The 23,277-nt window shown below is 34.6% G+C and carries 29 protein-coding genes; 12 read left to right on the top strand and 17 right to left on the bottom strand.

What is annotated here, in order from left to right:
- Positions 1 to 86: 86 nt before the first annotated feature.
- Together RU96_RS08200 and RU96_RS08195 are read left to right on the top strand one after the other, a co-directional pair.
- Entirely contained in the window at positions 87 to 1,583 is a 1,497-nt protein-coding gene (locus RU96_RS08200) for a helix-turn-helix domain-containing protein (RefSeq protein WP_071865048.1), read from the top strand.
- Positions 1,571 to 2,926 carry an NAD(P)/FAD-dependent oxidoreductase gene (locus tag RU96_RS08195; RefSeq protein ID WP_071865047.1) on the top strand — a complete coding sequence of 452 codons (1,356 nt, stop codon included), beginning with the start codon at positions 1,571 to 1,573 and terminating at the stop codon, positions 2,924 to 2,926. The genes RU96_RS08200 and RU96_RS08195 overlap by 13 nt, the downstream gene beginning before the upstream one ends.
- 105 nt (positions 2,927 to 3,031) lie before the next feature.
- Here RU96_RS08195 and RU96_RS08190 read toward each other — a convergent pair whose 3' ends face one another.
- The 3 genes from RU96_RS08190 to RU96_RS08180 form a co-directional block, all read right to left on the bottom strand.
- Positions 3,032 to 3,730 (bottom strand): YcjF family protein, encoded by a 699-nt coding sequence (locus RU96_RS08190; protein WP_071865046.1) that lies wholly within the window; start codon positions 3,728 to 3,730, stop codon positions 3,032 to 3,034.
- 166 nt (positions 3,731 to 3,896) lie between these two features.
- Positions 3,897 to 4,574, bottom strand: a complete 678-nt coding sequence (locus tag RU96_RS08185) for an SDR family oxidoreductase (RefSeq protein WP_071865045.1) — start codon at positions 4,572 to 4,574, stop codon at positions 3,897 to 3,899.
- Between the two features lie 104 nt (positions 4,575 to 4,678).
- Positions 4,679 to 5,239 carry a TetR/AcrR family transcriptional regulator C-terminal domain-containing protein gene (locus RU96_RS08180; protein ID WP_071865044.1) on the bottom strand — a complete coding sequence of 187 codons (561 nt, stop codon included), beginning with the start codon at positions 5,237 to 5,239 and terminating at the stop codon, positions 4,679 to 4,681.
- Positions 5,240 to 5,396: 157 nt separating this feature from the next.
- Here RU96_RS08180 and RU96_RS08175 point away from each other — a divergent pair, with 157 nt between their 5' ends.
- A complete protein-coding gene (locus tag RU96_RS08175) occupies positions 5,397 to 6,332 on the top strand; it encodes an alpha/beta hydrolase (protein ID WP_071865043.1) in 936 nt (311 codons plus the stop codon).
- Between the two features lie 1,097 nt (positions 6,333 to 7,429).
- Here RU96_RS08175 and RU96_RS08165 read toward each other — a convergent pair.
- From RU96_RS08165 to RU96_RS08145, 6 genes are all read right to left on the bottom strand, one after another.
- Positions 7,430 to 7,639, bottom strand: a complete 210-nt coding sequence (locus RU96_RS08165; protein WP_071865042.1) for a bacteriocin — start codon at positions 7,637 to 7,639, stop codon at positions 7,430 to 7,432.
- Between the two features lie 15 nt (positions 7,640 to 7,654).
- Entirely contained in the window at positions 7,655 to 7,873 is a 219-nt protein-coding gene (locus tag RU96_RS08160; RefSeq protein WP_071865041.1) for a Blp family class II bacteriocin, read from the bottom strand.
- A gap of 182 nt (positions 7,874 to 8,055) precedes the next feature.
- Entirely contained in the window at positions 8,056 to 8,190 is a 135-nt protein-coding gene (locus tag RU96_RS13400) for a hypothetical protein (RefSeq protein ID WP_282956603.1), read from the bottom strand.
- A gap of 328 nt (positions 8,191 to 8,518) precedes the next feature.
- Positions 8,519 to 9,256, bottom strand: a complete 738-nt coding sequence (locus RU96_RS08155) for a LytR/AlgR family response regulator transcription factor (RefSeq protein WP_071865040.1) — start codon at positions 9,254 to 9,256, stop codon at positions 8,519 to 8,521.
- 5 nt (positions 9,257 to 9,261) lie between these two features.
- Entirely contained in the window at positions 9,262 to 10,575 is a 1,314-nt protein-coding gene (locus RU96_RS08150) for a sensor histidine kinase (RefSeq protein WP_084035477.1), read from the bottom strand.
- Between the two features lie 91 nt (positions 10,576 to 10,666).
- Positions 10,667 to 12,838 (bottom strand): peptide cleavage/export ABC transporter, encoded by a 2,172-nt coding sequence (locus RU96_RS08145; RefSeq protein WP_071865038.1) that lies wholly within the window; start codon positions 12,836 to 12,838, stop codon positions 10,667 to 10,669.
- A 372-nt stretch (positions 12,839 to 13,210) separates the two neighbouring features.
- On the opposite strand from RU96_RS08145, the gene RU96_RS08140 reads away from it, so the two are divergent.
- From RU96_RS08140 to RU96_RS08105, 7 genes are all read left to right on the top strand, one after another.
- Positions 13,211 to 13,549: a hypothetical protein gene (locus tag RU96_RS08140; RefSeq protein WP_071865037.1), complete on the top strand. Its 339-nt coding sequence runs from the start codon at positions 13,211 to 13,213 to the stop codon at positions 13,547 to 13,549.
- 52 nt (positions 13,550 to 13,601) lie between these two features.
- Entirely contained in the window at positions 13,602 to 13,829 is a 228-nt protein-coding gene (locus tag RU96_RS08135) for a Blp family class II bacteriocin (protein WP_022795479.1), read from the top strand.
- A 20-nt stretch (positions 13,830 to 13,849) separates the two neighbouring features.
- The gene (locus RU96_RS08130) at positions 13,850 to 14,047 is read left to right on the top strand and encodes a Blp family class II bacteriocin (protein ID WP_022795480.1); all 198 of its coding nucleotides are present in this window, start codon (positions 13,850 to 13,852) and stop codon (positions 14,045 to 14,047) included.
- 245 nt (positions 14,048 to 14,292) lie between these two features.
- The gene (locus RU96_RS08120; RefSeq protein WP_022795482.1) at positions 14,293 to 14,478 is read left to right on the top strand and encodes a leucocin A/sakacin P family class II bacteriocin; all 186 of its coding nucleotides are present in this window, start codon (positions 14,293 to 14,295) and stop codon (positions 14,476 to 14,478) included.
- Complete coding sequence (locus RU96_RS08115) at positions 14,472 to 14,789, top strand: bacteriocin immunity protein (protein ID WP_022795483.1); 318 nt, start codon at positions 14,472 to 14,474, stop codon at positions 14,787 to 14,789. Before RU96_RS08120 ends, RU96_RS08115 begins: the two co-directional genes overlap by 7 nt.
- A 631-nt stretch (positions 14,790 to 15,420) precedes the next feature.
- Positions 15,421 to 15,639, top strand: coding sequence for a hypothetical protein (locus RU96_RS08110; RefSeq protein ID WP_022795484.1), 219 nt, complete (start codon positions 15,421 to 15,423; stop codon positions 15,637 to 15,639).
- Positions 15,640 to 15,674: 35 nt separating this feature from the next.
- The gene (locus RU96_RS08105; protein WP_071865036.1) at positions 15,675 to 16,700 is read left to right on the top strand and encodes a S41 family peptidase; all 1,026 of its coding nucleotides are present in this window, start codon (positions 15,675 to 15,677) and stop codon (positions 16,698 to 16,700) included.
- A gap of 479 nt (positions 16,701 to 17,179) precedes the next feature.
- Here the strand turns inward: RU96_RS08105 and RU96_RS13395 are convergent, their stop codons facing one another.
- The 5 genes from RU96_RS13395 to RU96_RS08080 all read right to left on the bottom strand — a co-directional run bounded on the left by RU96_RS13395 (position 17,180) and on the right by RU96_RS08080 (position 20,159).
- Positions 17,180 to 17,314: a hypothetical protein gene (locus RU96_RS13395; RefSeq protein ID WP_022795486.1), complete on the bottom strand. Its 135-nt coding sequence runs from the start codon at positions 17,312 to 17,314 to the stop codon at positions 17,180 to 17,182.
- Positions 17,315 to 17,649: 335 nt separating this feature from the next.
- Positions 17,650 to 17,838, bottom strand: coding sequence for a hypothetical protein (locus RU96_RS08100; protein WP_071865035.1), 189 nt, complete (start codon positions 17,836 to 17,838; stop codon positions 17,650 to 17,652).
- Positions 17,839 to 18,044: 206 nt separating this feature from the next.
- On the bottom strand, positions 18,045 to 18,428 hold the full coding sequence (locus RU96_RS08095; protein WP_071865034.1) for a hypothetical protein: 384 nt from the start codon (positions 18,426 to 18,428) through the stop codon (positions 18,045 to 18,047).
- A 64-nt stretch (positions 18,429 to 18,492) separates the two neighbouring features.
- Positions 18,493 to 19,593: a replication initiation factor domain-containing protein gene (locus tag RU96_RS08090; RefSeq protein WP_071865077.1), complete on the bottom strand. Its 1,101-nt coding sequence runs from the start codon at positions 19,591 to 19,593 to the stop codon at positions 18,493 to 18,495.
- A 302-nt stretch (positions 19,594 to 19,895) separates the two neighbouring features.
- Positions 19,896 to 20,159 (bottom strand): hypothetical protein, encoded by a 264-nt coding sequence (locus RU96_RS08080; RefSeq protein ID WP_071865032.1) that lies wholly within the window; start codon positions 20,157 to 20,159, stop codon positions 19,896 to 19,898.
- 196 nt (positions 20,160 to 20,355) lie between these two features.
- On the opposite strand from RU96_RS08080, the gene RU96_RS08075 reads away from it, so the two are divergent.
- On the top strand, positions 20,356 to 20,877 hold the full coding sequence (locus tag RU96_RS08075; protein ID WP_071865031.1) for a helix-turn-helix domain-containing protein: 522 nt from the start codon (positions 20,356 to 20,358) through the stop codon (positions 20,875 to 20,877).
- 51 nt (positions 20,878 to 20,928) lie between these two features.
- Positions 20,929 to 22,074, top strand: a complete 1,146-nt coding sequence (locus tag RU96_RS08070) for a site-specific integrase (protein WP_071865030.1) — start codon at positions 20,929 to 20,931, stop codon at positions 22,072 to 22,074.
- 86 nt (positions 22,075 to 22,160) lie between these two features.
- Here RU96_RS08070 and RU96_RS08065 read toward each other — a convergent pair whose 3' ends face one another.
- From RU96_RS08065 to RU96_RS08055, 3 genes are read right to left on the bottom strand one after another with little or no spacing between them, the layout of a single operon-like run.
- On the bottom strand, positions 22,161 to 22,472 hold the full coding sequence (locus RU96_RS08065) for a DUF1292 domain-containing protein (protein ID WP_071865029.1): 312 nt from the start codon (positions 22,470 to 22,472) through the stop codon (positions 22,161 to 22,163).
- Between the two features lie 15 nt (positions 22,473 to 22,487).
- Complete coding sequence (ruvX, locus tag RU96_RS08060; RefSeq protein ID WP_071865028.1) at positions 22,488 to 22,922, bottom strand: Holliday junction resolvase RuvX; 435 nt, start codon at positions 22,920 to 22,922, stop codon at positions 22,488 to 22,490.
- A complete protein-coding gene (locus RU96_RS08055) occupies positions 22,922 to 23,188 on the bottom strand; it encodes an IreB family regulatory phosphoprotein (protein ID WP_016171403.1) in 267 nt (88 codons plus the stop codon). Before RU96_RS08055 ends, ruvX begins: the two co-directional genes overlap by 1 nt.
- Between the last annotated feature and the right edge of the window lie 89 nt (positions 23,189 to 23,277).

Here is a 23,277-nt window from a genome sequence, read left to right as displayed (position 1 = left end):
TATAATAAAGCTTTACAATAATACAAATAAAATGAAACAAGTACAAAGATAGATAATATGTACTTGAGAAACGGGGATTAACGATAATGGATTTTAGAGATTTCTTTGATAAAAAAACAAAAGTACAATTTTCTATCCTGTTATTCTTAATCGAGAAAGGAGGTTGTGTAAAAAAAGAAGAAATAAAAGAACAATTGAATATTTCTACATTCATTTTGGAACGGTCTTATGAAGAATTAAATGATTTGATGACACAACTACGCTTGAATATGCATATTCATTATTACAAAAAAACAAGTAGTTACAAAATAAACGACTATCATCAACAAGATCTCGAGACCTTATATTATGAATTCATAAGAGGGTCTCTTTTTTATAAACTTATTTGGTATCTATATAACAACACAACCTATACTGTTCCTATTCTATGCCAAGAATTGGCTATTAGTGAAGCGACCGTTTATCGTAATATCAACCACGCGAATAAGCTATTAGCTGAATTTAAGCTTGTAATCAAAAATGGCAAAATTCACGGTGACGATCTACAATGGTGTCATTTTTACTTTCAATTTTTTTGGAATTCGATGTCTCAAACAGAAATTGAACAATTTGTTTGCGATCAAGATATTCTACGATTTACCGATTTATTAGAAAAGCGAATTGATATCCATTTAACACCAATTACGCGCTTAAGAATTTCTCTTTGGTGTCAAACACTAAAAGTCAGTAGTTCCCGGAATAAAACCTTATCAAAAACTGCTTTCCAGCTTTTAAATTCATTTCGTTTAGATCCAGTCTTTCAACTTGTAAAAGAAACTTACTTTATCTCTTTAAGCTATTCGGCTGTCTTTGGTTCTGATTATAGTGCTGCTTATATTTACCTATTTTTACTCTCTTCATTTCCTTACGCGATGGACGTTCGTTACGAACTAAGTGCAGATGGCTGGCCAACTTATTTAGCTGATGTTGTCGAGTTAAATGAACTTGTTTTGGAACAAATCGATTTGGCGTTATCTCTTGAAACAAAAAGTAATCAAATGTTTAACGATTTTTATTCTCGCTTTCTTTTATCACAAACACATTCCAAATTACTCTATCTCAAAGGGAAAATTATCGATTACAATAATGAAACTTGTTTTAAACATCTACGCCATAAATTGGTTAAAACTTCGGAACAGTCACTAATTGATCGCTTAATTCAAACCACCGAAAAAGTGATAGGACAACACCTTGATCCCTATGACAAACTCTATTTATCTTGGGTTTATTCCTATGTAATTATGCACATTTTAGAACACAAACGTCCGATTTCAATTGGCGTACATCTAAGTAAAACGCCGTTACTATCCATGATTTACATTGACCAACTACAACGGACGTATAAACAATTTGAAAATATTTCAATTGATATAGCCGATGAATCAAAGCATTACGATATTTTAATCGCAGATACCGATGCCTGCAAATATAGCTTTTCATTTGATCACTTTTTTTATACAAATCAAGTAGATCAAATTAATTTACTACTAATCCAAGAAATTTTACATGCTGATACAAGAAAGGAAATACCATGCGAATTATAATAATCGGCGGCTCCCACGCAGGCACATCTGCTGCGGGCTATTTAAAACAACTAAAACCAACAGATGAAGTTATTCTTATAAATGAAAATAATAAATTAGGGTTCATCCCCAGTAGTATAAATTTCATTTTTGAAGGCTCTATGTCAGCTGAAACTATTCATACAAAAGATTTTACTAAAAAAGAAACACTTGAAGAGCTAGGAATTAGTGTCTTACTTGATTGCCAAGTAACTACTATTTTGCCGGCTGAAAAGAAGATTTTATATTCTACTTCTAACAAAATAAAACACCTATCATATGATTATTTAATATTGGCGATGGGATCTGCTAAATTTTATTTGCCTGAAACAAATAAAACTGCTGAAGATTTGAAACTACTAACATATAAATCCCCTATTGAAACAGCCTCTGCTTATGATAAACTGGCGAACAGTCAAAATATTGCCATTATCGGGGCGGGATTAATCGGTTTAGAATTAGCAAGCAGTTTGGCCCTGTTGCAAAATAAAGAAATTACTATTTTTGAGCAGATGAGTCGTCCTTTATTTCGCTATTTTGACGAAGAAATCACACAAATATTATTAGAACACAAACCCGACTGTTTAACTTTTGTCTTCAATAAGACTTTTTATCAGTCGAAAAAAAAAGGCAAAGGGATAAAACTATCTTTTTTTGACAATACAACAAAAACTAGTGATGTAGCAGTTCTGGCAATTAATCCTAAACCAAATATTGCTATTGTTCCTTCTACTGTAGCAGTAGATTTTGACAAAACGATTAATACCAACGCTTATATGCAAACGACAGATCCATATATTTATGCGATTGGTGATTTAGTAAAAGTTCCTTTTAGTTCAGCAATCAATAAAGCATATATCCCACTAATTTCAATCGCAAGAAAAACTGCCCTTATTGCCGCAAGCCATATAGCAGGCATTCCAAATATAGCAATTAAGCCGATGGAACGTACTATTGCTACAAAAATTTTTGACTATTATTTAGGTAGTACTGGTATCACCGCCACAGAAGCTGCCCTACAAGACTTCACTATTCATACCGTGACTAAAAATTTTCAACACTATTCTGATTTACCTGAATATGCGAATTTTACCTTGACCATCAAAATTATCTTTGATAAAAAAAGCCATTTACTTTTGGGCGCACAATTAATCACAAACTTTCGTGAAGTTTTAGAATTAATTAACTTTTTTGCCCAAGCAGTGGCAGATAAAAGAAGGCTGGAAGAATTGCTTTTTCATGAACAATTTTATGTGCCAAAACTTTCAGCAGACTGCGATTTTGTCACAGAAACTATCTTAGTGGCACTGCAATCAATTCGCTAATTCATGCATTATAGCTAAAAAAGACCACCCCCCAAAAGTTAGATTTTTAGTCTAACTTTTGGGGGGCGGTACATAATCTATTCATTTATATCTTTTTAAATCGTCTTATTTTTTACTAGCAGACTGTAATGCCTTAAATAAGGTATTAAATTGACCTTTAAATGACATCACCTGCTCAAACATATCTTCGCCGTCATATAACATCTTAACCGTTACCCAGCCCAAAGATTCCGTAACCGCCATGGCTACCACCGCGTTAACTGCACCACCACTAATTGTTCCGGCCACTGGAATAAATTTCAAAACATTTCCCACCGCACTTCGACCAAAACTAACAACGACTAATTCTTTGGTGATGCTTTTGGCGATACCTTCAGACCAAGAGCGACCAAAAAGTTTATATAAGCGGGCCATCATCACTAATTGGACAGGAACAAGTAAAATAGCATCAGAAAATGGAATGGGCGATAAGCCAATAATGGCGGCACTCAATGAAGCCATATGAATAATTTGGTGCGCCTTTTTGCGAGTAGGCAAATCAACATCTTTTAAAAAATCAGCAAACACCTTATCAAATCGCTCACGCGTATCTGCTAATAACACTTCTGCTTTTTTCTTAGTGCTGGTAAAAGTTTTTGAAATAATCTTTGCCGCAGGAGCGGGGAGCCGTTTTAAGACATCACCAAAAAAAGATTGAAAAGCCGCATCATCGACATCATCTACGTCCACTTTATTTTCTACCGTGACCACTTCTTTATTATCTGTTAACTTATCCTTATTTTTACGACGCTTCGTAAATTTCACGTTTACCCCTCCATTAGTTCACCTACAACTACTCATAAGCAATTGATTGTATCTTCACTAATTTCAAAATATACTTTTTATCTATCAAAGACAACTGTTATGATTTTTACTTAAAGATTTAAAAATAAAACGCTGCTTTATTTTCTTTTCATTATGAATTTAAAATTTATTTGTAAGACTCTAACGCAGTGTTAATTGGTGTCTCGCCTGTAATAATTTCAAATTCTTTACCAATCGTATTGGGATTTTCTAAGACTGCCAAAATCACAGTAGCGACATCTTCTCGTGAAATAAATGCTTTTTCAAGTTCTTTAGTTAAACTATCCGCTAAAGTAATTTTTCCAGTCCCCTTCTCATCTGTTAAAGAGCCAGGATGAATAATGGTCCAATCAAGATCAGTCCGATTTTTTAGCCATTCATCCGCATAATTTTTAGCGATTGTATATGGAGCTAAACTAGAATTGGCTTTTATTTCACGACTAATTTCTTTGCGACCAGTTTTAAATGTACTTACCATCACAAATCGCTTAACTTCTGCTTGTTGGGCAGCAGTCATTATCTTTATCGCTCCGTCTAAATCGACCATAATTGTTTTATCCAATCCCTTACCACCAGCACCAGCACTAAAAACGACTGCATCCACATCTTTCATTGCTACAGAAAATTCTTCAATTGAGTTATTGATAATATCTAACAAAACTGTTTCAATCTTCCGATCTTTAAAAAATGCAAGTTGCTCCTCACTGCGAATAACTGCTTTTTCTGCAATTGTAGGGTGTTCTTTAACTTGATCTGCAAAGTGTCGTGCTACTTTCCCGTTGGCACCTACGACTAAAACTTTCATATTACCCCTTCTTCCTAATTTGTTGCGTATTTATAATTTTTTTGACAATTACTTTTGAAAAAAATATTTTTAAGCTGCTAAGATTGAGCCATCACAATTTTCAGCTAGAGCGTTAAATTTTGTTTGACGATAATACTTAATTGTTTGGCTACATCTTGCTTTTTATGTCGGTAATCTTTCATAATATACTCCTCAATAATCCCCGTAATTGCATAACTCAAAAATTGTAATTTAAATTCCAGATTAATCGCTGATCCAACTAATTTTTCTTTTTTACGCAATTGCTCGCCCACAAAAACTAAAAACTGCTTGCGAAATGAAGTAGCCGCCTTACTTTGAAATAAACGCGCAAAAAGTGAAAAGTTCTCATCTAAAAAGGTAAACCACTCCAAAGTGGAGGCTTCAAAGCCTAAGCGCTTCATTTTATTCTGATCGCAGCGTAGACCTAATTGCCCTAAATATTCTGCGATAATCTGATCCATTAAATCGTATTTATCATAATAATGAAGATAAAAAGTTTTGCGTCCAATATCAGCTTGTTCTGTGATCATCGCAATTGAGATAGCATCAATTTCATTTTTCATAATTAAGTCGATAAAAGCAGCTTTGATTGCCTTCTTTGTTTTCAAAATCCGACGATCAACTTTTTTTCCCTCTAGTTGCATTATTTATCCTTCTTTCTTAAATAATACCCAATTTATGAAAAAGTGGGTATTATTTTACATTCTACCTTTAAGTGGTAATTGCCTACTGCTCATCTCGAGAGTTATTATACATGTGTGTCATAAACAACACAAGGGAATTAATAAAGGAGGAAATAGGATGGTAGATAAAAAAACTGTAACATTTAAAGGACGTCATTTTAATCTTGTTGGCGATATTTTTGTACCAAATAATTTTGATGCCCACAAAAAATATCCTGCACTTGTAGTTTCTCATCCCACCAGTAGCGTAGGTGAGCAAACATCAGGCTTATATGCAGAAAGATTAGCACAAAATGGTTTTGTCACAATCGCTTTTGATGCTTCTTATCAAGGCCGTAGTGAAGGTGATCCTCGTAATACAGAAGATCCTTTTGTACGGACGGAAGATATTAGTTCAGCTATTGATTACCTCGTTACACTTAATTATGTCGATGAAAATCGAATTGGCGCAGTAGGCATTTGTGCAGGCGGTGGTTACACGATTAATGCTGCAAAAACAGAACGCCGCATTAAAGCTGTTGCAGGTGTCGCTCCGGCTAATATTGGCGCAACATTCCGTGGTGCTTTTGGTCCAGAAGATAATTTGTTAGCCATGCTAGATAAAATTGGGCAACAACGCACAGCAGAAGCACGTGGCGCAGATGTCTTAGAAGTAAATTGGATTCCCAATTCACCAAAAGAATTAAAAGAATCTGGGATGACAGATATTGATTTTGTAGAAGCTGTCGACTACTACCGCACAGACAGAGGTTACAATTCACTTGCAACAAACTTGGTACCATTTACAAACTACGCAGCTATTCTTGGTTTTGATACTAATATTTTATTGGAAAAATTCTTAACCCAACCCCTTCAGATTATCGTTGGAGATAAAGTTGGTGGCTTTGCTTCTTACCGCAATGGCTTTGAAGTCTATACCAGAGCAGCATCAAAGGAAAAAGATATTCTAGTTTTACCTAATATCAGTCACTATGACTTATACGATCAACCAAAAGCGGTCGATCCCGCAGTCGAAAAATTAACTGCCTTTTTTGAAAAATATTTAACGGTTTAATTTTACAGGTTACTAAATAGTAGAGAATAAATTTCAGTTGCAAAAAATAGTTAACTCATTTTTATGTCACATTAAAATATTTGAGCTATTAGCTCAGAGCATAATTGAAATATGCTCTGAGTTTTTTTGTGCGTGTACAGCTAAGGTAATCTACATGGGTTCTGATGAAAAAATAAATAAGTGAAAAAAAGAAACCTTGCAGGGCAAGGTTTCTAGAGATTTAAGACTATTCTTCTTCTTCAGCCATGAATGTTTTCTGCGGTGTAATAGACATCAATCTATGGAATATCAATATTTTTAGAAGCAGTGAGAACCTTCAAATATCACTAGATAGAACTAAAAATCAAAAGAATGGCATTCAAATTGGCATTCAAAATTGGGGCACATAGGAAAGTAATATAGAGCAATTTTAGTTCCAACACTTTCAAAGAGACTTCATTTATCTGAAGTGTTTAAAGAATTAGGCATTAATAATGACTTCAATACTTAAACCTCATGTAGTGAACATTTTCGTGAAGATCTATGTACCAGTCAATATGCAGATGTCTGAGCTTTTCAGATATACGGATTAACTATTTGTTTTAATCTTTTCGAAAAAAGTACCATTTTTCAGAATAAATTGAGGACGAGATATTAATCTCATCCTCTACCGATTAAATTGTATTTTGATTCTTAATTGTACTGATTCGAATTAGTAATTAAAAGACTTAAGATCAGCTAGTGTAGTGTTAACATTTTTGAAAACTCTCGGCAGTAAGGTCATTCTTTATAGCCAACCAAGATTCAATATGAATCATCACTTTTCAGTAGATTAATTAGTTCAGAATCATTTACTTCCTTAATCTTTACAGATTGTTATAGGCCTTCAATTTTATTTTTAGTCTATTTTAATTGTAGATGAATTTTCATAGAGTTATTCTTTTGAGCCTGTTGATTTTGAATTACATAAAATAAAAATATTTACTAATATAACAAAGCCTAAAAATAGAAATTTCGATAACACTCTTTCCCCATTCCATATTTTAGAAAAAATGACAAACATTACTATGTTAGTTATTGAAATGAACCAGTCTTGAACTTTTATTCCAAAGATTTTCTTAGGCACCTGTCCATGCACCGAAACCAGCTCCTAGCAAAGCACCACCTACCCCACAAGCAGCCATTGCATATGGTCCACCAGCCGAACATATTTTTACACCTGCGGTTGCTCCTGATAAAGTAGTACCTAAAATTCCTACTGCACTACCTCCCCCAATTGCTTTTAATTCCTGATTAGAAAGATAAACTGTGCATGCTTTTTCATTCATAGTCAACCCCCCCCTTTATTTTTTTGCATCCCAACCAGCGGCAGCACCACCGGCTACAGCACCATACAGTCCACCAACAACACCACAAGCAGGTCCACAAATTGCAGTTCCTAAGCCTGCACCTCCAGCAGCTCCTGTAGCTAACCCACCAACAACTTGTCCTAATTTACTCCAAGCACTACCTCCAATTACTTTTTTGGTATCTTCAACTGACAACATCGTTACTTTTCCCATTCAAAAAACCTCCAATTTATTATTTTCACAAGAAAATTCTAGCACAGTGAACATTACAAAAAATAATTTTAACATGAAATATCTAAAATCAATCTTGAAAAATACAAGAACGATAGTAGTAACAAGTAATTAAACTCTCAACTCACAGATCAAATCATGAATGTTGCGGTATGAGACGTTGACTATTTAAAGTAGTCTTTCACTTTATTAAACAGATCTTGTACTGCATTTTTCCCTCCCGAAAATATTGATCCACCACTTGGCGCTCCCCCTCTGATAGCTTTTGCTTCTTGCTTCGTAAGCTTCTTCTTATTCAATATGTAATCACTCCTCTTAATTAGTAACTAAAGTATATGACTCTCCATATAAGAAGGGATTAAATTGTCATAACATCGTATTTTTTTATCTCAAAATCTAAATTAAGTCATATGAACATATTTTTTGAAAAAATGAAACTAATTTTAATATAGTCACTATAACAAAATTAAACACTTACGATATGTACAAGTATGTCAAATTCGTTTTGTATACAACAGTTTTTACATCTTTGGAATTCATATGACTGAAAAATGGCAAAAAAGCATCTAAAAACTCACCGAATATATATGCGAGATTTTTAGATGCATACTGATAAAGCTTAATCAACTAATTATGAAACATTTTTTTCAATAGCTTAGTTTTAACAAGTGGAAAATTACACGAGTATTCCTCTGGAAATATTATAGTGCGAGATTTGTAATCAATTGATTTTATCTGTTGTGGATTGATCAAAAATGATTTGTGTACACGAAGCAATTCAGGATACTCATCTGTTAAATCATCCATCTTTCCATAAAATTCATACATAATATCCTCACCATATAGAATTAATTTATGGGGGGTTGGAGAAGTTTCGATAAAATAAATAGTCGAAATATTTACTCTGATACTTCTTGAACCCATCAAAAATGATAAATGTCGTTGGTTAGGTAAACGATCAACAAAAGTTTTTTGGTGACAACTATTTAGTACTTTTTGAATTTGATTTTTTTCAGTCTGACTATCCTTCACGATATAATTTAATGGTGATATCTGTCTTTGTAGGGTCTTTATTGCTAGTTCCTGATGTGAAGTAATAAAAACAATTTGTGCGAACTCGTTATCACTTCTAATTTGTTGAGCAATATCGATACCATCAAGATACGTACCGAGATCAATATCCAAAAAGAATAAACAATTGGTAATACTATTTTTTTTCAGATATAGAAAAATATCATCCGGATCTGTAGTTGCGAAAATGAGCTCCATATCATAATCATTGATCATGATCCAGTTTTCAATCACAGACTTATAGTATTGAACTAATGCTGAATCATCATCACATAAGAAAATTGGCAAAGCCATACTAATCACGCTTTCTTTATATTTAGAGTAGAAATAAATAGCTGATCAGCGGCATAGTGCGTAATATCAGCTTGTTTTGTTGTTGATAATATTTCATTTAGGTTGTTTAATCCTAGACCTCTACCTGGTCCCTTACTACTAAACCCTTTTTTATTCATTAAACCTAATGAAGGTAACTTTCCTTTATATGAATTCTCGATAGAAATTTCTATCATATCAATATTTGCAATTACTAAAACATTTAGTATTTTATCAGACGATTCTTTCGCGGCCTCTATTGCATTATCCATCAGTATTCCAACTATCCGAACTAGTTTAACTTCTTCTAGATTAAAATTACTTATTGGTTTTAGGCATTCAAAATGCACGGTTATGTTTTCTTGTTCTGCTTGCAATAGTTTAGTAACCATAAGAGACTTAAAAGATTGAACTTGAATGTTACTAATTTCAGAAAAACGCATAACGCTATTGTCAATCATCTGATGTGAGTAGTCTAACATCTCAGCCAAATATTCACGATTTATTTCATTCATTTCTTGTGATGCATTTAAACCAATTAAAAGGTTCTTATAATCATGACGGAATTGTCTTAACTCTTGATAGTTTCTTTCTACATCACTTGTATAGCTATTCATCATATCCATCTTTTCTTTTAAATTTTCAAGCTCCCTTTTTTCTTGATTCTTTTTTATTGAGAGATAGGTAAAATAAATTGTAAGTGAAAACTGGGCAATAAGAAATCCAAGCATTATCAGGCTAAAAATACCCAGAGCTTGCATTTTTCTTAAAACTTCACTAAATAAAATTATTATGATGACTAATATAGCTAGTTGCATGGTAAAAATTTTATTTTCTTCCAATGACAAGGATTGTCTTAATATTTTACGCTGAATTATTATTGCAATTCCTAGGGAAAAAAGCCAATTCATTGCAATCACAACAACTACTACTAAAGCTCCTCGATTATTTAATGCATCCATTTTAAGACTAAAAATAAATCTAGCTAAATTAGAAGTAAAAAATGGAATGATCCAATATATCAATACTGAAAGGAGTACCCCAAAAAGATCACTGATAAGAATGCGTATATCATTTCGTTTCCATCTATAAATACAAAATAAAACTATTGAGAGAATGACTGCAAGTATTCCTAAAAATGCATCCATCATTGAAATTAGTGTAAGAGGTATTAATAGTAACAATATACCTATAAGAAATAATTTGGACCTTATGTTGGTTAATAAGTGTATCAATATAAATAGTAAAATAAGATCAAAGAACTCTATTGAAAAGTAAGAAAGAGAATCAAGTAATACCATAAAAACACTCCTAATTCTGATAGTCCTCTAATTATAGCAAGAATCATATAAAATAGGCAGTGTATTAACAGACCTCTATTTTCATCATTTTTTATGCGGTTGTCATCATTTCCCAGAGTTCTTCATATGTTCGATTTAGTGTTCTCAATTGTTGATGCGTGCCAGATTCGACTAGTTGTCCATTATCTAAAACAAATACTTGATCACAATCTTTAGCAATAGATAAATGATGTGCTATGAATAGAATAGTTTTGTTCTCCATATTCATTAAGTTTTGAATGATACGGTGTTCTATACGAGTATCTAATCCGCTAGTTGCCTCATCAAGTATCAGAATATCTGAATTCTTTAGTAAAGCTCTTGCAATAGCTAATCGCTGTTTTTGACCACCGGAGAGATTACTAGCACCTTCTTCAATAGGTGACTGAAATTTAAGGGGTAATCCTTCAATATATTCTTTTATCTGAGCCATTTCACATGCCCAAATAATCTGTTCCTCTGTGGGGTGATAGTCTAAACCAAAAATCAGATTTTCAAAGATACTGCCACTAAAAAAGAAAGTTTCCTGTGATACATATCCAATCATATTTCTCAAACCAATCCTTGAGATATCTTGAATAGAAATACCTTGAATGCGTATGGTTCCCTTTTCAGCACTATAAAAGTTCATAAGTAATTTGGCTAACGTTGATTTACCAGATCCGCTCATCCCAACGATTGCTACTTTCTCATTTGAATTAATTGAAAAGGAAAGATCATTTAGAACATTTTCTTCGAATCCATAGGCAAAAGATATGTTCCTTACTTCGATTAATGGCTCTTTCGTAAACAATTCAGCATTATTCATTTGTTGACTGGTTGCCTCACCCAGAAATTCTCGATCCAGATAGAAAACCTCGTTTAATCGATCATTAGCTACTTTTGCCGTTTGAATCTTTACCTGAAGATTAATGATATTTTGCAAAGGTGTTGTAAAGAAAGACATCAGGGCATTATAAGTAATCAATTGTCCAATAGACAGGCTCCCCTCAATTACTAAGTACGTACCAACCCACAATAACGTGGTAGAACCTATTATTTGAAGCGCCGTTTTTAAATTCGATTGTAGATTATCAAGATTCGCATTTTTGAATGATTTATCCATCATCTCTTTGAATTGACTCTGAACTTTATCAAATACTTGATCTGTCGCATTAAAGGACTTTATAGTTTCTATCCCTTTCAAGCTTTCAATAATCTGAGAATTGACTACAGCACCAGATTCCATTTGTTCTTCATTAGTTCGATCAAATGGTTTCATAAATAGAAAGACGATTAAACCGTAAATTGGAAGTGTGCTGAAACTAATTAAAAACAAAAGACGATTTTGTAAAAACAAAGCAGTTCCAATAAATATAACCATTGATACATCTAAAAATAGGGATAGTGTGGCATTTGCCAAGGCATCGATAATTTTGTTTGCATCTAAAAATCTTGAGACAATCTCCCCTGATTTTCTTGTTGAAAAGAAGTTCATTGGTAAATTCAAAACATGGTTGAAATACTTCAGCATAATCGAAGAACTTAGCTGTTGTCCTAACCTAATTAAAAGATACTGTTTAAAATACTGGAATAGTGTTTGTATCACATACATTGACAAAAGACCTATTGAGATGATTTCTAATAAGTTAACAGATCTTGAAGGAACAATTCGATCAATTATCACTTGAAAATAATAAGAACCTATGATGCCAAACACAGTTAATATAAAAGAAAGAAGTACAATACCGGCAATTGTCTTCTTATGACTTGCCAATAACGGAACAAAAGAGAATAAACCATTGGATCTATCTTGTATGGGATGATAATTCTCAGTAGGAGTAGTAGTTAATAAGATTCCTGTCCATATCGAAGAAAATTCTTCTGGCGTTCGTTCAATTTTTCCTTTAGCCGGATCAGCCAGAAGCAACTTCCCATTTTTCATTCCATAAACGACAACGTAATGGAAGAATGCTCCATCAATGATTACGTGAGCAATCAATGGATAGGTCACGTATTCTTCATTCCAAATTGATTCATCAGTTTGAAAAACCTGCGTTTGAAATTGGAAATCATTTAATGCTTGGACTAATCCAAAAGCTGAGGTACCTTGGCTGTTTGTCCCTGACATTAAGCGTAATTTACTGATAGGAACGCTCGTATCATAAAAATTTAGGATCATAGAAAGACAGGCAACACCACAATCTTTTTCATCATGTTGCTTAATCAATTTTATTTTTCTCATTGTACTTACACCTTCTCTAGCACTTAATATGGTATAAATATACTTGTATTCACAGAATATTATTCCGAATTGTCCTGAAATCTCTCATTCGTATCCTAAAGTGAATAGAACTGCAGCTGAAACGAAAATAAACAAAAATTACACTAAAAAGACACAGATGAATAGGGTCGTTTACATTTCAGTACAAAATATTATCATCTTGAGACAAATTAAATTAAAAATTCAATTCGAATGATATATTTTTCTCGTAATAAAAATTATATGGGAAGTTTTACTATGAAAAATGTTCAAAGTTTAAGCAAAGAAGAATTGATACTTCTAGTCGGTGCAGGACAAGACTGGATTTCACAAAAATAAATCTTTATAAGGAGGATGCCGAAGAACGAAAAAAAGGATCTCTTTTTAACTGCTTCTATAGCGATAATTGGGTTGACAGCAATATACTTTTCAAATGCATTTTTGAATAGTTTAGCGATGTCGTTTTTATTAATCGGCATAATAGTCTTAACTACTCTACCAGTTCAAATCAGAAAAAAGAAACAGCGCAGATTAATTACGGATTATTTAAATAGAATCGATACTACTTTACAAAAAAATATTTATGAAGCTACTCAAGTCACTCCGAACCAATTAAAAAATTATACTGTACTAGGAACTGGTATAGCATCTTCTAAGCTTTATACAATTGAAGAAATCATATCAAAGATGTAGATTTGAATACAATTTTCTCGTACCAAAAAATAAAAAATGGGGTGTGTTTGTTATGAAAATAGGGGAAAAATTATCAACTTTGGAAATGAAAGTCGTTCAAGGAGGTGGCTCTTTTAAGGATCTTATATATGCTATGGGTGGCGGAGCTGCCGGTGGTGCAGCGGTGGGAGCGGCAATTTGCGCACCAACAGTAGTTGGTTCTCCAGTATGTAGCGCTTTAGGAGCAATATACGGTGCAGTAGCTGGAGGATTTACAGCTGGGCTTGATTCAAAAAAATAAAAGTAGATTGAGACGAAAAAATGAAATATGAAATATTAGAATTGCACAATTTAAAAGATATTACAGGTAGTGGAAAAGCTACTAATACATTAACCTGTGGCTTAAGTGGTGCTGCAACGGGCGTAAAGTGGTGTACTGCTGGAGGACCGTGGGCTATGGCTGGTTGTGGTGTAATTGGAGGAATTATTGGAGGAGTTATCGGCTATAATGCTCCTTAAAAAAGGCAATGAAATAAAAGAACGGATGGAACCAGTAGATATTTTTGTTCTAGTAATTACATTTAGCTTATTCTTCTTTATTTTAAAGCCATATAAAAATACAGGGTCGCTAACTATTAAGATAGTTATTTTAGCAGTTGTACTACTTTTAAATATTCATTCAATTACAAAGAAAAGCCCAAAATAGTATCGCTAGCTTAAAAGTGATATTTCAAATAATATAATTTGGAAAGAAGGAATAGAAAATGAAAAACGTGGAGAAAATCTCATTAGTAGAATTAAAAAAAGTAACCGGAGGAGCAACTTACTATGGTAATGGTCTATACTGTGATTCAAAGAAGTGCTGGGTTGAATGGGGAATTACTGGAGGCTGTCTAGCCCAGTACGCAATTGGAGGCTGGCTTGGTGGGGCGGTGCCAGGAAAATGTTAAATCAAAGGGAACGAGCAGCACAGAAAATTATTCATGATCTCTTCAACGATCTTGAAAAAAGCAAAGATAGCTCGTTTAAGGATATTCAAGATGTGTTAATGAAAGTCTATCAAAAACTTGACGATCCTAAGATTGAGCAGGCCCCACTGGTCAATCGGCTCGTGAATTACATTTCGTTTACTGCTGTTACAAAAAAGCTCAAGTTTTCCTCTATGCAAAATGAATGGATAATGGAGCTAAGTACCATTGGAAGGAAAGCTGGGTTGAATGGAGTTTACCGATCAGATTATGGTGATAAAAACCAATTTTAAATCATGGAAAAAGCAGTAGGTTAAAGAACTGAAGTGCCACCGAGCTCACAGTAGAAATTCATCCAATCTCTGATTTAGCTCCCTGCTTGACTGCCTACAGCTCTGCTAAAAAAACATACTCTCCTTTCCCATCCAGGTATCCTTGAACAATTTCCAATTTGAATTCAAAACTATATTTAGACATAAAAATACCGACCCCAAAAGCCTAGATTTTTGGTCTAACTTTTGGTGGGGCGGTTCAAATTATCTATTTTTTTATTTTTAGGAAATAATTGGAAAAACGAATTGATAAAATAAATAAGATATAACTTGCGACGAACTGTAATTTCAAAAAATCACTACTTTTAGTGGTAGAAAAAAGTATGATGTCTTTTTCGATTATTTTCATCAATTACTATATTTCAAAGTAGATTTTAACTCATATACGTTCTCTCACATATCGTAGATTTTCAGAGGTTTTATTTGATTCTAAAGAAACAATCAAGTTGCTAATCTATCACGACAATTTAGAAAAGAACCACTTTTTACGTTTTAGGATAGTTTTTTTGTCTTGAGATAAAAAAACAAATAGAAAAGAAATCAGTAGTATCTTGTATATGTAACATAAATCTTTTCGAGAGGGAGTTTTATTATGCAAAACTTGAAAGAACTAAGTCATTTGAAATTGACTAAAATCAGTGGGGGTGGAGTTACACCTCCCAAAGGTGCCTTTTTTAATCCCGATGGGAAAACTAATCCTTACGATATGGCATTAGGTGGCACTACCTATCCCCATCAAGGCGCCTGCCCAATTGATTCCGATACACTTGGTTACATCGGTGGCGGTCAGAACCTTTGTCGTAAAAGATAGAATCATCTGTTTAATTTATCTGTAGGAGCAGCATTATGCGTATCAAAAAATATCTAAGTTTTATCAGCGGTATCGGGATCATTATTTTTGGTTCTCTTTCTCTATTTTGGATACATCCGAAATCAATTGATTCCCGTGGATATGAAATTTTTTCTACTCTATCACAATACGAAATTATCAACGATCAACCCACATGGAAAACTATTTCAAAACTAACTAGTTACGGAAAAAAAATAAATAATGTAGATGATTGGAATGGGTTGCTTTATAGTATCAATAAACATAGCTCTTTAGTGAAAATTACTTCTGATGAAGAGTTTCAAACATTCGAAAATAGTAATTTCCCTACAATCTCAAAATATAAAAACTTGACAATCATCAACATTCCAAGTGCATACAGTCCAGACGATAAGAACTTTTTAGAAGATTATGCTTCTACACTTGCTAAACTGATTAATCACGCATCAGGAAATATTGTTTTAAATCTATCTAATAATCACGGAGGCGCTCGAGAACCAATGATTCTTGGTACCAGTTCTTTGATTCCTGATGGTGTACTTTTTAACGAAATAGACAACCACAGAAATAGATACCCTGTATTATTAAAAAATGCTCAACTACTCGGAGGTATTCCTGGCACTATCAATACGTTATCTACATCTTGGCTTCCTTCACAACAAGAAAAAATCTTAAATCAAAAAGTCGCTGTTATAACAAATGATAAAACTTCCAGCGCAGCAGAAAGCCTTATACTAGCACTACGAAATAATCCTAACGTAAGAGTTTTTGGCCTCCCATCCGCCGGTTATACTTCAGTTAATATGAATCGCTTTTTTTCTAATCATAACTCAAAGGAGCTTTGGTGGCTTATTTACACCGTAGGGTATTATGAAGTTAACTTCCCAATAAATGGACAGTGTATTTTTAATAACCAACCCATTCCTCCAGATTATAAGGTCGATTTTTCATTACTAAAGGATAGTGATCAAGATCTTCTATCTTCTCAAGGAACAGATAACTTGTTAGAAACTATTAATAATTGGTTTGTTTCCGACTCCTGATGTATCTGTAGATCCAAAACAAAGATTTCTATATTAAAATCAGAAACAAGGGTCAGAATCCCTATTTGAAAAGATAGAGGGTTGCATGCTCCTTGTTTCTTTATGGTTTAAAAGATAGAGTCTAAGGAGTTTTCTTTTTTATTTACCCAAATAGTTTGTTCTATACAATATTTTCCTAGCTTCTCGTAAGGGAAAAATGAAGAATTTTTTAGGCTCTCCAATCATTTGGATTATTTTTCAATTGATTCTTATCATCTTAATCCGATTGATTCCCATTCAACCTAGCATTTCTTCCAATAATCTCTAGTACAACAATACATTTAATTTGCTTGGTAGTAATTTAGCCTTAATTCTTTTGTCATGTACCTCACAAATGGAGATAAATTAGCTTAAGGCTAGACAATACCCAAATAGAGCCACCACCATTATTTTAGTAATGACTCTATATTATTTTACTTTTAACATTTATTCATTTGTAGTTACTTTTTTATTGATTGCTGTTGTTCATTTGTATCAATGACAGATTCTGCTGCAAAAACAGTTTGTGGCAGGTAAGCCGAGAAAATTGATACTACAATTAGTACACTTATTGCTGCTTTGACAATTTTTTTCAAAACGAACACCTTCAATTTTTTCAATTAATTGAATTATTAGCTAATAAATCGTTAAGAAAATAGAAATCTGCATCATAGAACGTCTCAATACAAATCCATGATGCAGATTAATTTCTCAAAAAATTTTAAGTTAGTAACAATTTGTCTTTATTCTGTTCTCTAAAATGTAAATGACATTATCTATCAAGTTAGAATACTCCAGAAAAATTCATAGATAATCAAAAAGATTGCTATGGCAACTGTTAAAATCAATTTCTTTTTCGAAGGTAAATCTTTCTTCTTTAGGTAGTTACCCAATGCAATTAAAGAGATTACAGCAGAGAAAATTAATGCTTTTACCATTGGTCCCAAATACTTCCAACAGCTCCCGTCAGACAACCGCCAGCAGCTAATCCGCCACCAGCTGCACCAGCTACAGTTCCTGCCCCTACTCCTTTACCAATGTCTTTTAGACAATCTTTTGAGCTATACCCTGCCATTAATCGTTTCATTTCTTGTTCGTTTAGTTTTTGAAACTTTTGCATGATAAAACTCCCTTTCAAATAGATTTATGCTACATATACAAGATACCACCAGTTTCTTCTTTGTTTGGTTTTTTATCTCAAAACACTAAAAAACTGTCCTGAATCGAGAGAAGTAACCTTTTCTAAATTGACATGATAGATTAGGCTGTTTAATGAGTTTTCAAAAATAAATTGATGGAGTCTTTGCTATTTATGAATATACATTTCTATTTCTGATTTCCTAACAATACAATCTTATCTGCCTTGTAATACATCGGGTGCCCAGGTCTACTTGGTTGTAAGTTCTCAAACCGGCATTTGACACTTTCACGTTTCATAATTTCGTCATTGTCAATCGGATGATCTAAGGTGTTGACGGTGACTTGCGTTGCTTTTTTACGGAACTTTCCTTCCAGGATGGTCACTGAGTATTTGTACCCGATAATCTCATCGGTATAGAAGTTTCTTGGTTTGTTTTCACGATCTAGAATGACTTGACCATTTTCATCAGTGCGGGTTTCGGTCGCAAATTTTGGGGTGACCTCATCTAGTTCAAAGGTTGGGCCAATGGCTCCGAAATCAAAATCATTAATACTTAACATTTTTGGCATCGTATATTCTTCCTTTCTTTGCTATACTTGGTTTAGAAAATTTTTTAACAGAGCGTTCGTTCACTTATTGGGAAGTGACGGACGCTTTTTTGGTGCGTTCTTGAATAAGTGGAATCAAATCGGGACGTTGTTGCTCACTGACGTATTGAATCATGCGATCAGAAAGTTCGGGTGTCCATTCATAATTGGGGCGAATCTCTAACAAACTTGGGTCAATCCCGACACCCTCATGATGCAAGAAAAAGAGTGCTTGAGTTAATGCCATGGGTCCACCGTATTCATACCAGTTCAAGGAACGGTCAAAGCTACTCACTTGATATTGCCGGGTGATAGTGGGAACTAGACTTGGTTTTAGGTAGTCCTGCCACCAACGACAGACCTGCTTTAAGGAGCCGTCGGTGTAAAAGGTAAGTTCCGTTTGTAGAAATCCTCGAATTAAGTTTGCGATACATTGATCTTGCGGTAAAAAAGCAATGGTTCGAAAGAGACTATCTGCTACGTCATTTCGTGTTTCGACTTCCAACCGAATTTGGGGAGCCCGAGCCAGAATTTCCTCTTGTTTTGCTCCATCAAAATCTTTGGCCATTTCTTTGGCTTTGTCGTAGGCCCGAAACATACAAGCCGATCCTCTAACGCCGATACTAACCGTTTTTGCCCGTTGTTTGGCATCAAACTCGCTGTCATGGAGTTGATAGCTTCGTCCTTTTGAAAGGAATTGCTTCCGTTTCAACTTATTGTGGAGTTGTTCTACCGTGAAGTAGGGCACTTCATTGTAATCATCTAAGGCTAAATCTAGCCGCTTGATTTCAAAGGTGAAGGCGGTTTGACTAGCATACTCGTAAAAACGGGTGGCGAGTTCTTGAAAGACATTCGCCTTGGGGTTATACGAAAGCAAAATCCATTCATAAGTGGTACAGGCTTGCCCGCTTAAGACAAGGGTTCCGCGTTCTTTGGCCTTTTCTGGCTGATGATAGGTATAGTATTTGAGAAAACCACAGGTGTACACAATATCATATTCTTCATGTTTTAAACTACCTGCTTGAATCGAGACGGATTCTAAATTGATTTTTAATAAGTCTTGAAAGACGGTCTGATAACTGACTTGATGCAAGACCGCTTGAAACCAATCTACTTTTCCTAGCACATTCTGGGTACTTTTGGTCATTTGGTCACCTCCTTTAAAATTTGCGATGGTTCGCAAATCTTTTTTGTTGTTCAAAAGCTTGGTAGTATCGGTTTTTTTCGCATTTTTCCGGTAGTTATTAGCCATTATTTTTCTCTTTATAAGGTGCTATTAGAAAGGCACCTTACGCTTAGCCAGTGTCTGGTGTTCGCAAAAGACCTGTGCGTTCCACGCGTCCGTGAGCCTCGCCTGCTGATTAGCTTTCAGCCATCGCAGTCGAGGCAACGGCTGCGGCAACCACCCCAACCCAACACCGGCTCCTTTCCTTGGCCCCACACCTTTGTTTAGTTTTGATAGGTTAATAACCATCTTCTCACCGCCTGAATGCTGTATAAAACCATACCTGAGTCCAATCGAATTTCTGGACAGCCCTGAAGAACCCATTCTTTCAATGTATTAACACTCACATTGAAATGCGCTGCACAATATTTTTGTTTGACGATATCCTGCTGGGTTTGTGTTTCTTCCAAGCGGGTTTCTAACAGGGCAAAGAATTGATTGGTCTGATCTTTTTGCCAATCCAGGAGCGCTTGTTCCAATACCGACATCCTTTTCACATCCTTATATTTTCTTTTTAAAACTAAAAGAACTATAAATAAATAAAATAGTATCTTTTCGTACACTCTACCGCGATTCAAAATAGATGTCAAGTATATTTAAAAAGTTTACTTGAAATACTATTTCGTTTATTTTTTGCTTGAATTTTTTAGGGAAAGCGCTTATGATAGAGCCGAGGTGAGGAAAATGATAGAAAACTTTGGCGGCAATGTCGCACGTTTACGAAAAGAAATGGGACTTTCCCAAACGGAATTGGCCGAAAAGATTGGTGTACAAAAACAAACCATCTCCAATATCGAACGGGGAATCCGTTACCCGACCTTTGAGAGCTTGGAAAAATTTGCGACGGTCTTTCATGCGACACCGATTCAGCTCTTTGGTTCACCAAAAGAGATTGCGGTCTCCGAAACAACGGTTATTCTCGATCGCATTGACGAATACGATCAAAAAGTCCAAAACTTGTTTACTTTGGCGAAAATTTTGAATAGCCATACAGTGAAAGAAATAGATGAGGTAGCAGAAAAGCTAGCCTTTATTGAACGTTTCTTTACCCCACAAATACGTTTGGATGAAGAAGGAAATCCGATTTTGGATCGTCATGGGAAACCAGAGATGAAACCAGTCTTCTTTGACAACTTACCGTTTGAAGAAATCGAGAAAACCGCAAAAGACTTAGCCTTCATTCAAGAAGCACAACAGAACAAGTAACGAAAGTTCATTCCTTTCCTATGTGCCCCACACAATAGGAGGAAAATTAAAATGGCTAATTTTGATCAATATGAAAAAAAGAACGGAGATAAAGCATGGAAGTTCCAAGCTTATCTGGGAACTGACAAAGTAACAGGTAAACCCATTAAAACCACTCGAAGAAATTTTAAAACAAAAAAAGAAGCCCAACTTGCTTTAGCTAAATTGCAAGTGGACTTTGAACAAAAAGGTCTCGAAAAAGATGGAAATGAGACTTTTCAACAAGTTTATGATTTGTGGCTGGACACTTATAAAACTACTGTAAAAGAAGTAACCTTCATGAAAACCGAAATTAAGTTTCGAAAATGGATTCTACCAAAATATGGTGACCTAAGAGTGAATAAAGTGACTGTACGGATGGCACAAGAAATCATTAATCAATGGGCAAAAGAAACAGATCAGTACCGAATACTGCATTCAACTGCAAAAAGAGTATTTGAATACGCGATAAATCTTGGCATTATAACAAACAATCCATTGTCACATATTATGATGCCAAAACGTGAAAAGCAAATAACCACAGAAAAGGTTAAAGCCTACACCAAGGAAGAAGTAAAAAAAATTTCTGAGTATCTTCAGTCAAAGAGTGGAACATACCGTTCTGAATATGATAAGACACTTATGCGTTTCTTATTTTACACAGGTTGTCGAATCAGCGAGGCTCTTGCCTTAAACTGGAATGACATCAACTTCGATGAAAAAACAGTCACTATCAACAAAACTCTCAGTCAAACAAAACACGGCTATAAGGTCTCTTCACCGAAAACAGATACCAGTTCAGCCACAATTTCAGTTGATGATGTTACCTTGTCTTTCCTAAAAAAATGGCAATTAAATCAAAAAGAATTTATGTTGCACATTGGATTAACCAATCCTGAAATGATTTTTTGCGGTATTTATAAACAAATCGTGACTCATCATGCTATCTATGTACGGTTACAAACAATTACCGAAAGAGCTGGCGTTCCCTTTCTAGGTATCCATGTGACAAGGCATACACATGCTAGCCTTCTTCTAGACGCTGGTGCATCATTAAAGGACGTACAAGATCGACTAAGACATGCTTCAATCAAAATTACAATGGATACTTATGGTCATCTAAGTAAAGAGACAAAAGTACAAACTGTTGATAAGTTTGTTCAACATCTTAATGCCTGATAATCTAATGGCATTCAATTTGGCATTCAAAAAAGAAGAAAAAGGGCAGAATCCCTATATACTAATGATTCTGCCCTCTAAAAATCTTATTCTTCTTCTTCAGCCATGAATGTATTGAAAACTTCTTCAATCATATCCCATTCTGCTTCTGTTTCGATTTGTTCTAATTCGCCTTCTGTGCCATCTTCATTTTCGATGTAAGCATAGGCTTGTAATTCAACATCTTCGTCTTCTGACGCGCCTGCTGGATACAATAAAACGTAATTACGATTAAATTCTTCTTGGCCATCAATGGTTAATAAGATTTCGTAAAGTGTTTCATTGCCTTGATCATCTACTAAGGTAATGTGTTCATGTCCTTCATGATCGTGGTTGTGGTCGTGATTATGTTCTGTCATATACTTTCCTCTTTCCTATAAAGGCGACTTGGTATCGCTGCGATCTAAATAATTTTGCAAAATCATCACGGCGGCTAATTTATCAATTACCTTTTTGCGCTTAGCACGTGATGTATTGGCTTGTTCAACTAACATGCGCTCTGCTTGAACTGTTGTTAGGCGTTCATCTTGATAAAAAACAGGTAGATGAAAAAGCTCTTCCAATTTTTTACCATACGCCTGTGACGCTTCGGCACGTGGGCCGATAGTATTGTTCATATTCTTTGGTAAGCCGACCACAAATTGTGTCACTTCGTATTCTGCTACCAGCTCTTTTATTCGGTCAAAACCAAATTCTCCTTGGGCTTCATCAATGCGGATAATCTCCACTCCTTGGGCAGTCCAACCTAATAAATCACTAACAGCTACTCCGACAGTCTTTGAGCCGACATCTAATCCCATAATCCGCATTAAAGACTAATCCCGTGGTTACCAAGATAGTAACGAATTAAGACTTCTAAAATCTCATCTCTTTCATGACGACGGATTAAATTACGCGCATCACGATAACGAGGTATATAAGCCGGGTCGCCGGAAAGTAAATACCCTACGATCTGATTAATTGGGTTATATCCTTTTTCCTCTAAAGCGCGATAAACAATGGCCAACGTTTCGCTCACTTCTTTTTTGCGACTATCGTCAAAATCAAAACGGACTGTTTCATCTGTAAACCCCACAGTTAACACCTCTTTCTTCTCACTATTGCTACTTTTCATTTTACTAAAACTTATCTGAAACTACAAACAAAGCGTCTACAATTCCTATC

Source organism: Enterococcus canintestini, from assembly GCF_001885735.1.
GTDB classification, from domain to species: domain Bacteria; phylum Bacillota; class Bacilli; order Lactobacillales; family Enterococcaceae; genus Enterococcus_C; species Enterococcus_C canintestini.
The sequence above is the reverse complement of the archived record's forward strand: the minus strand, read 5'-3'. Positions and strand labels throughout refer to the sequence as shown.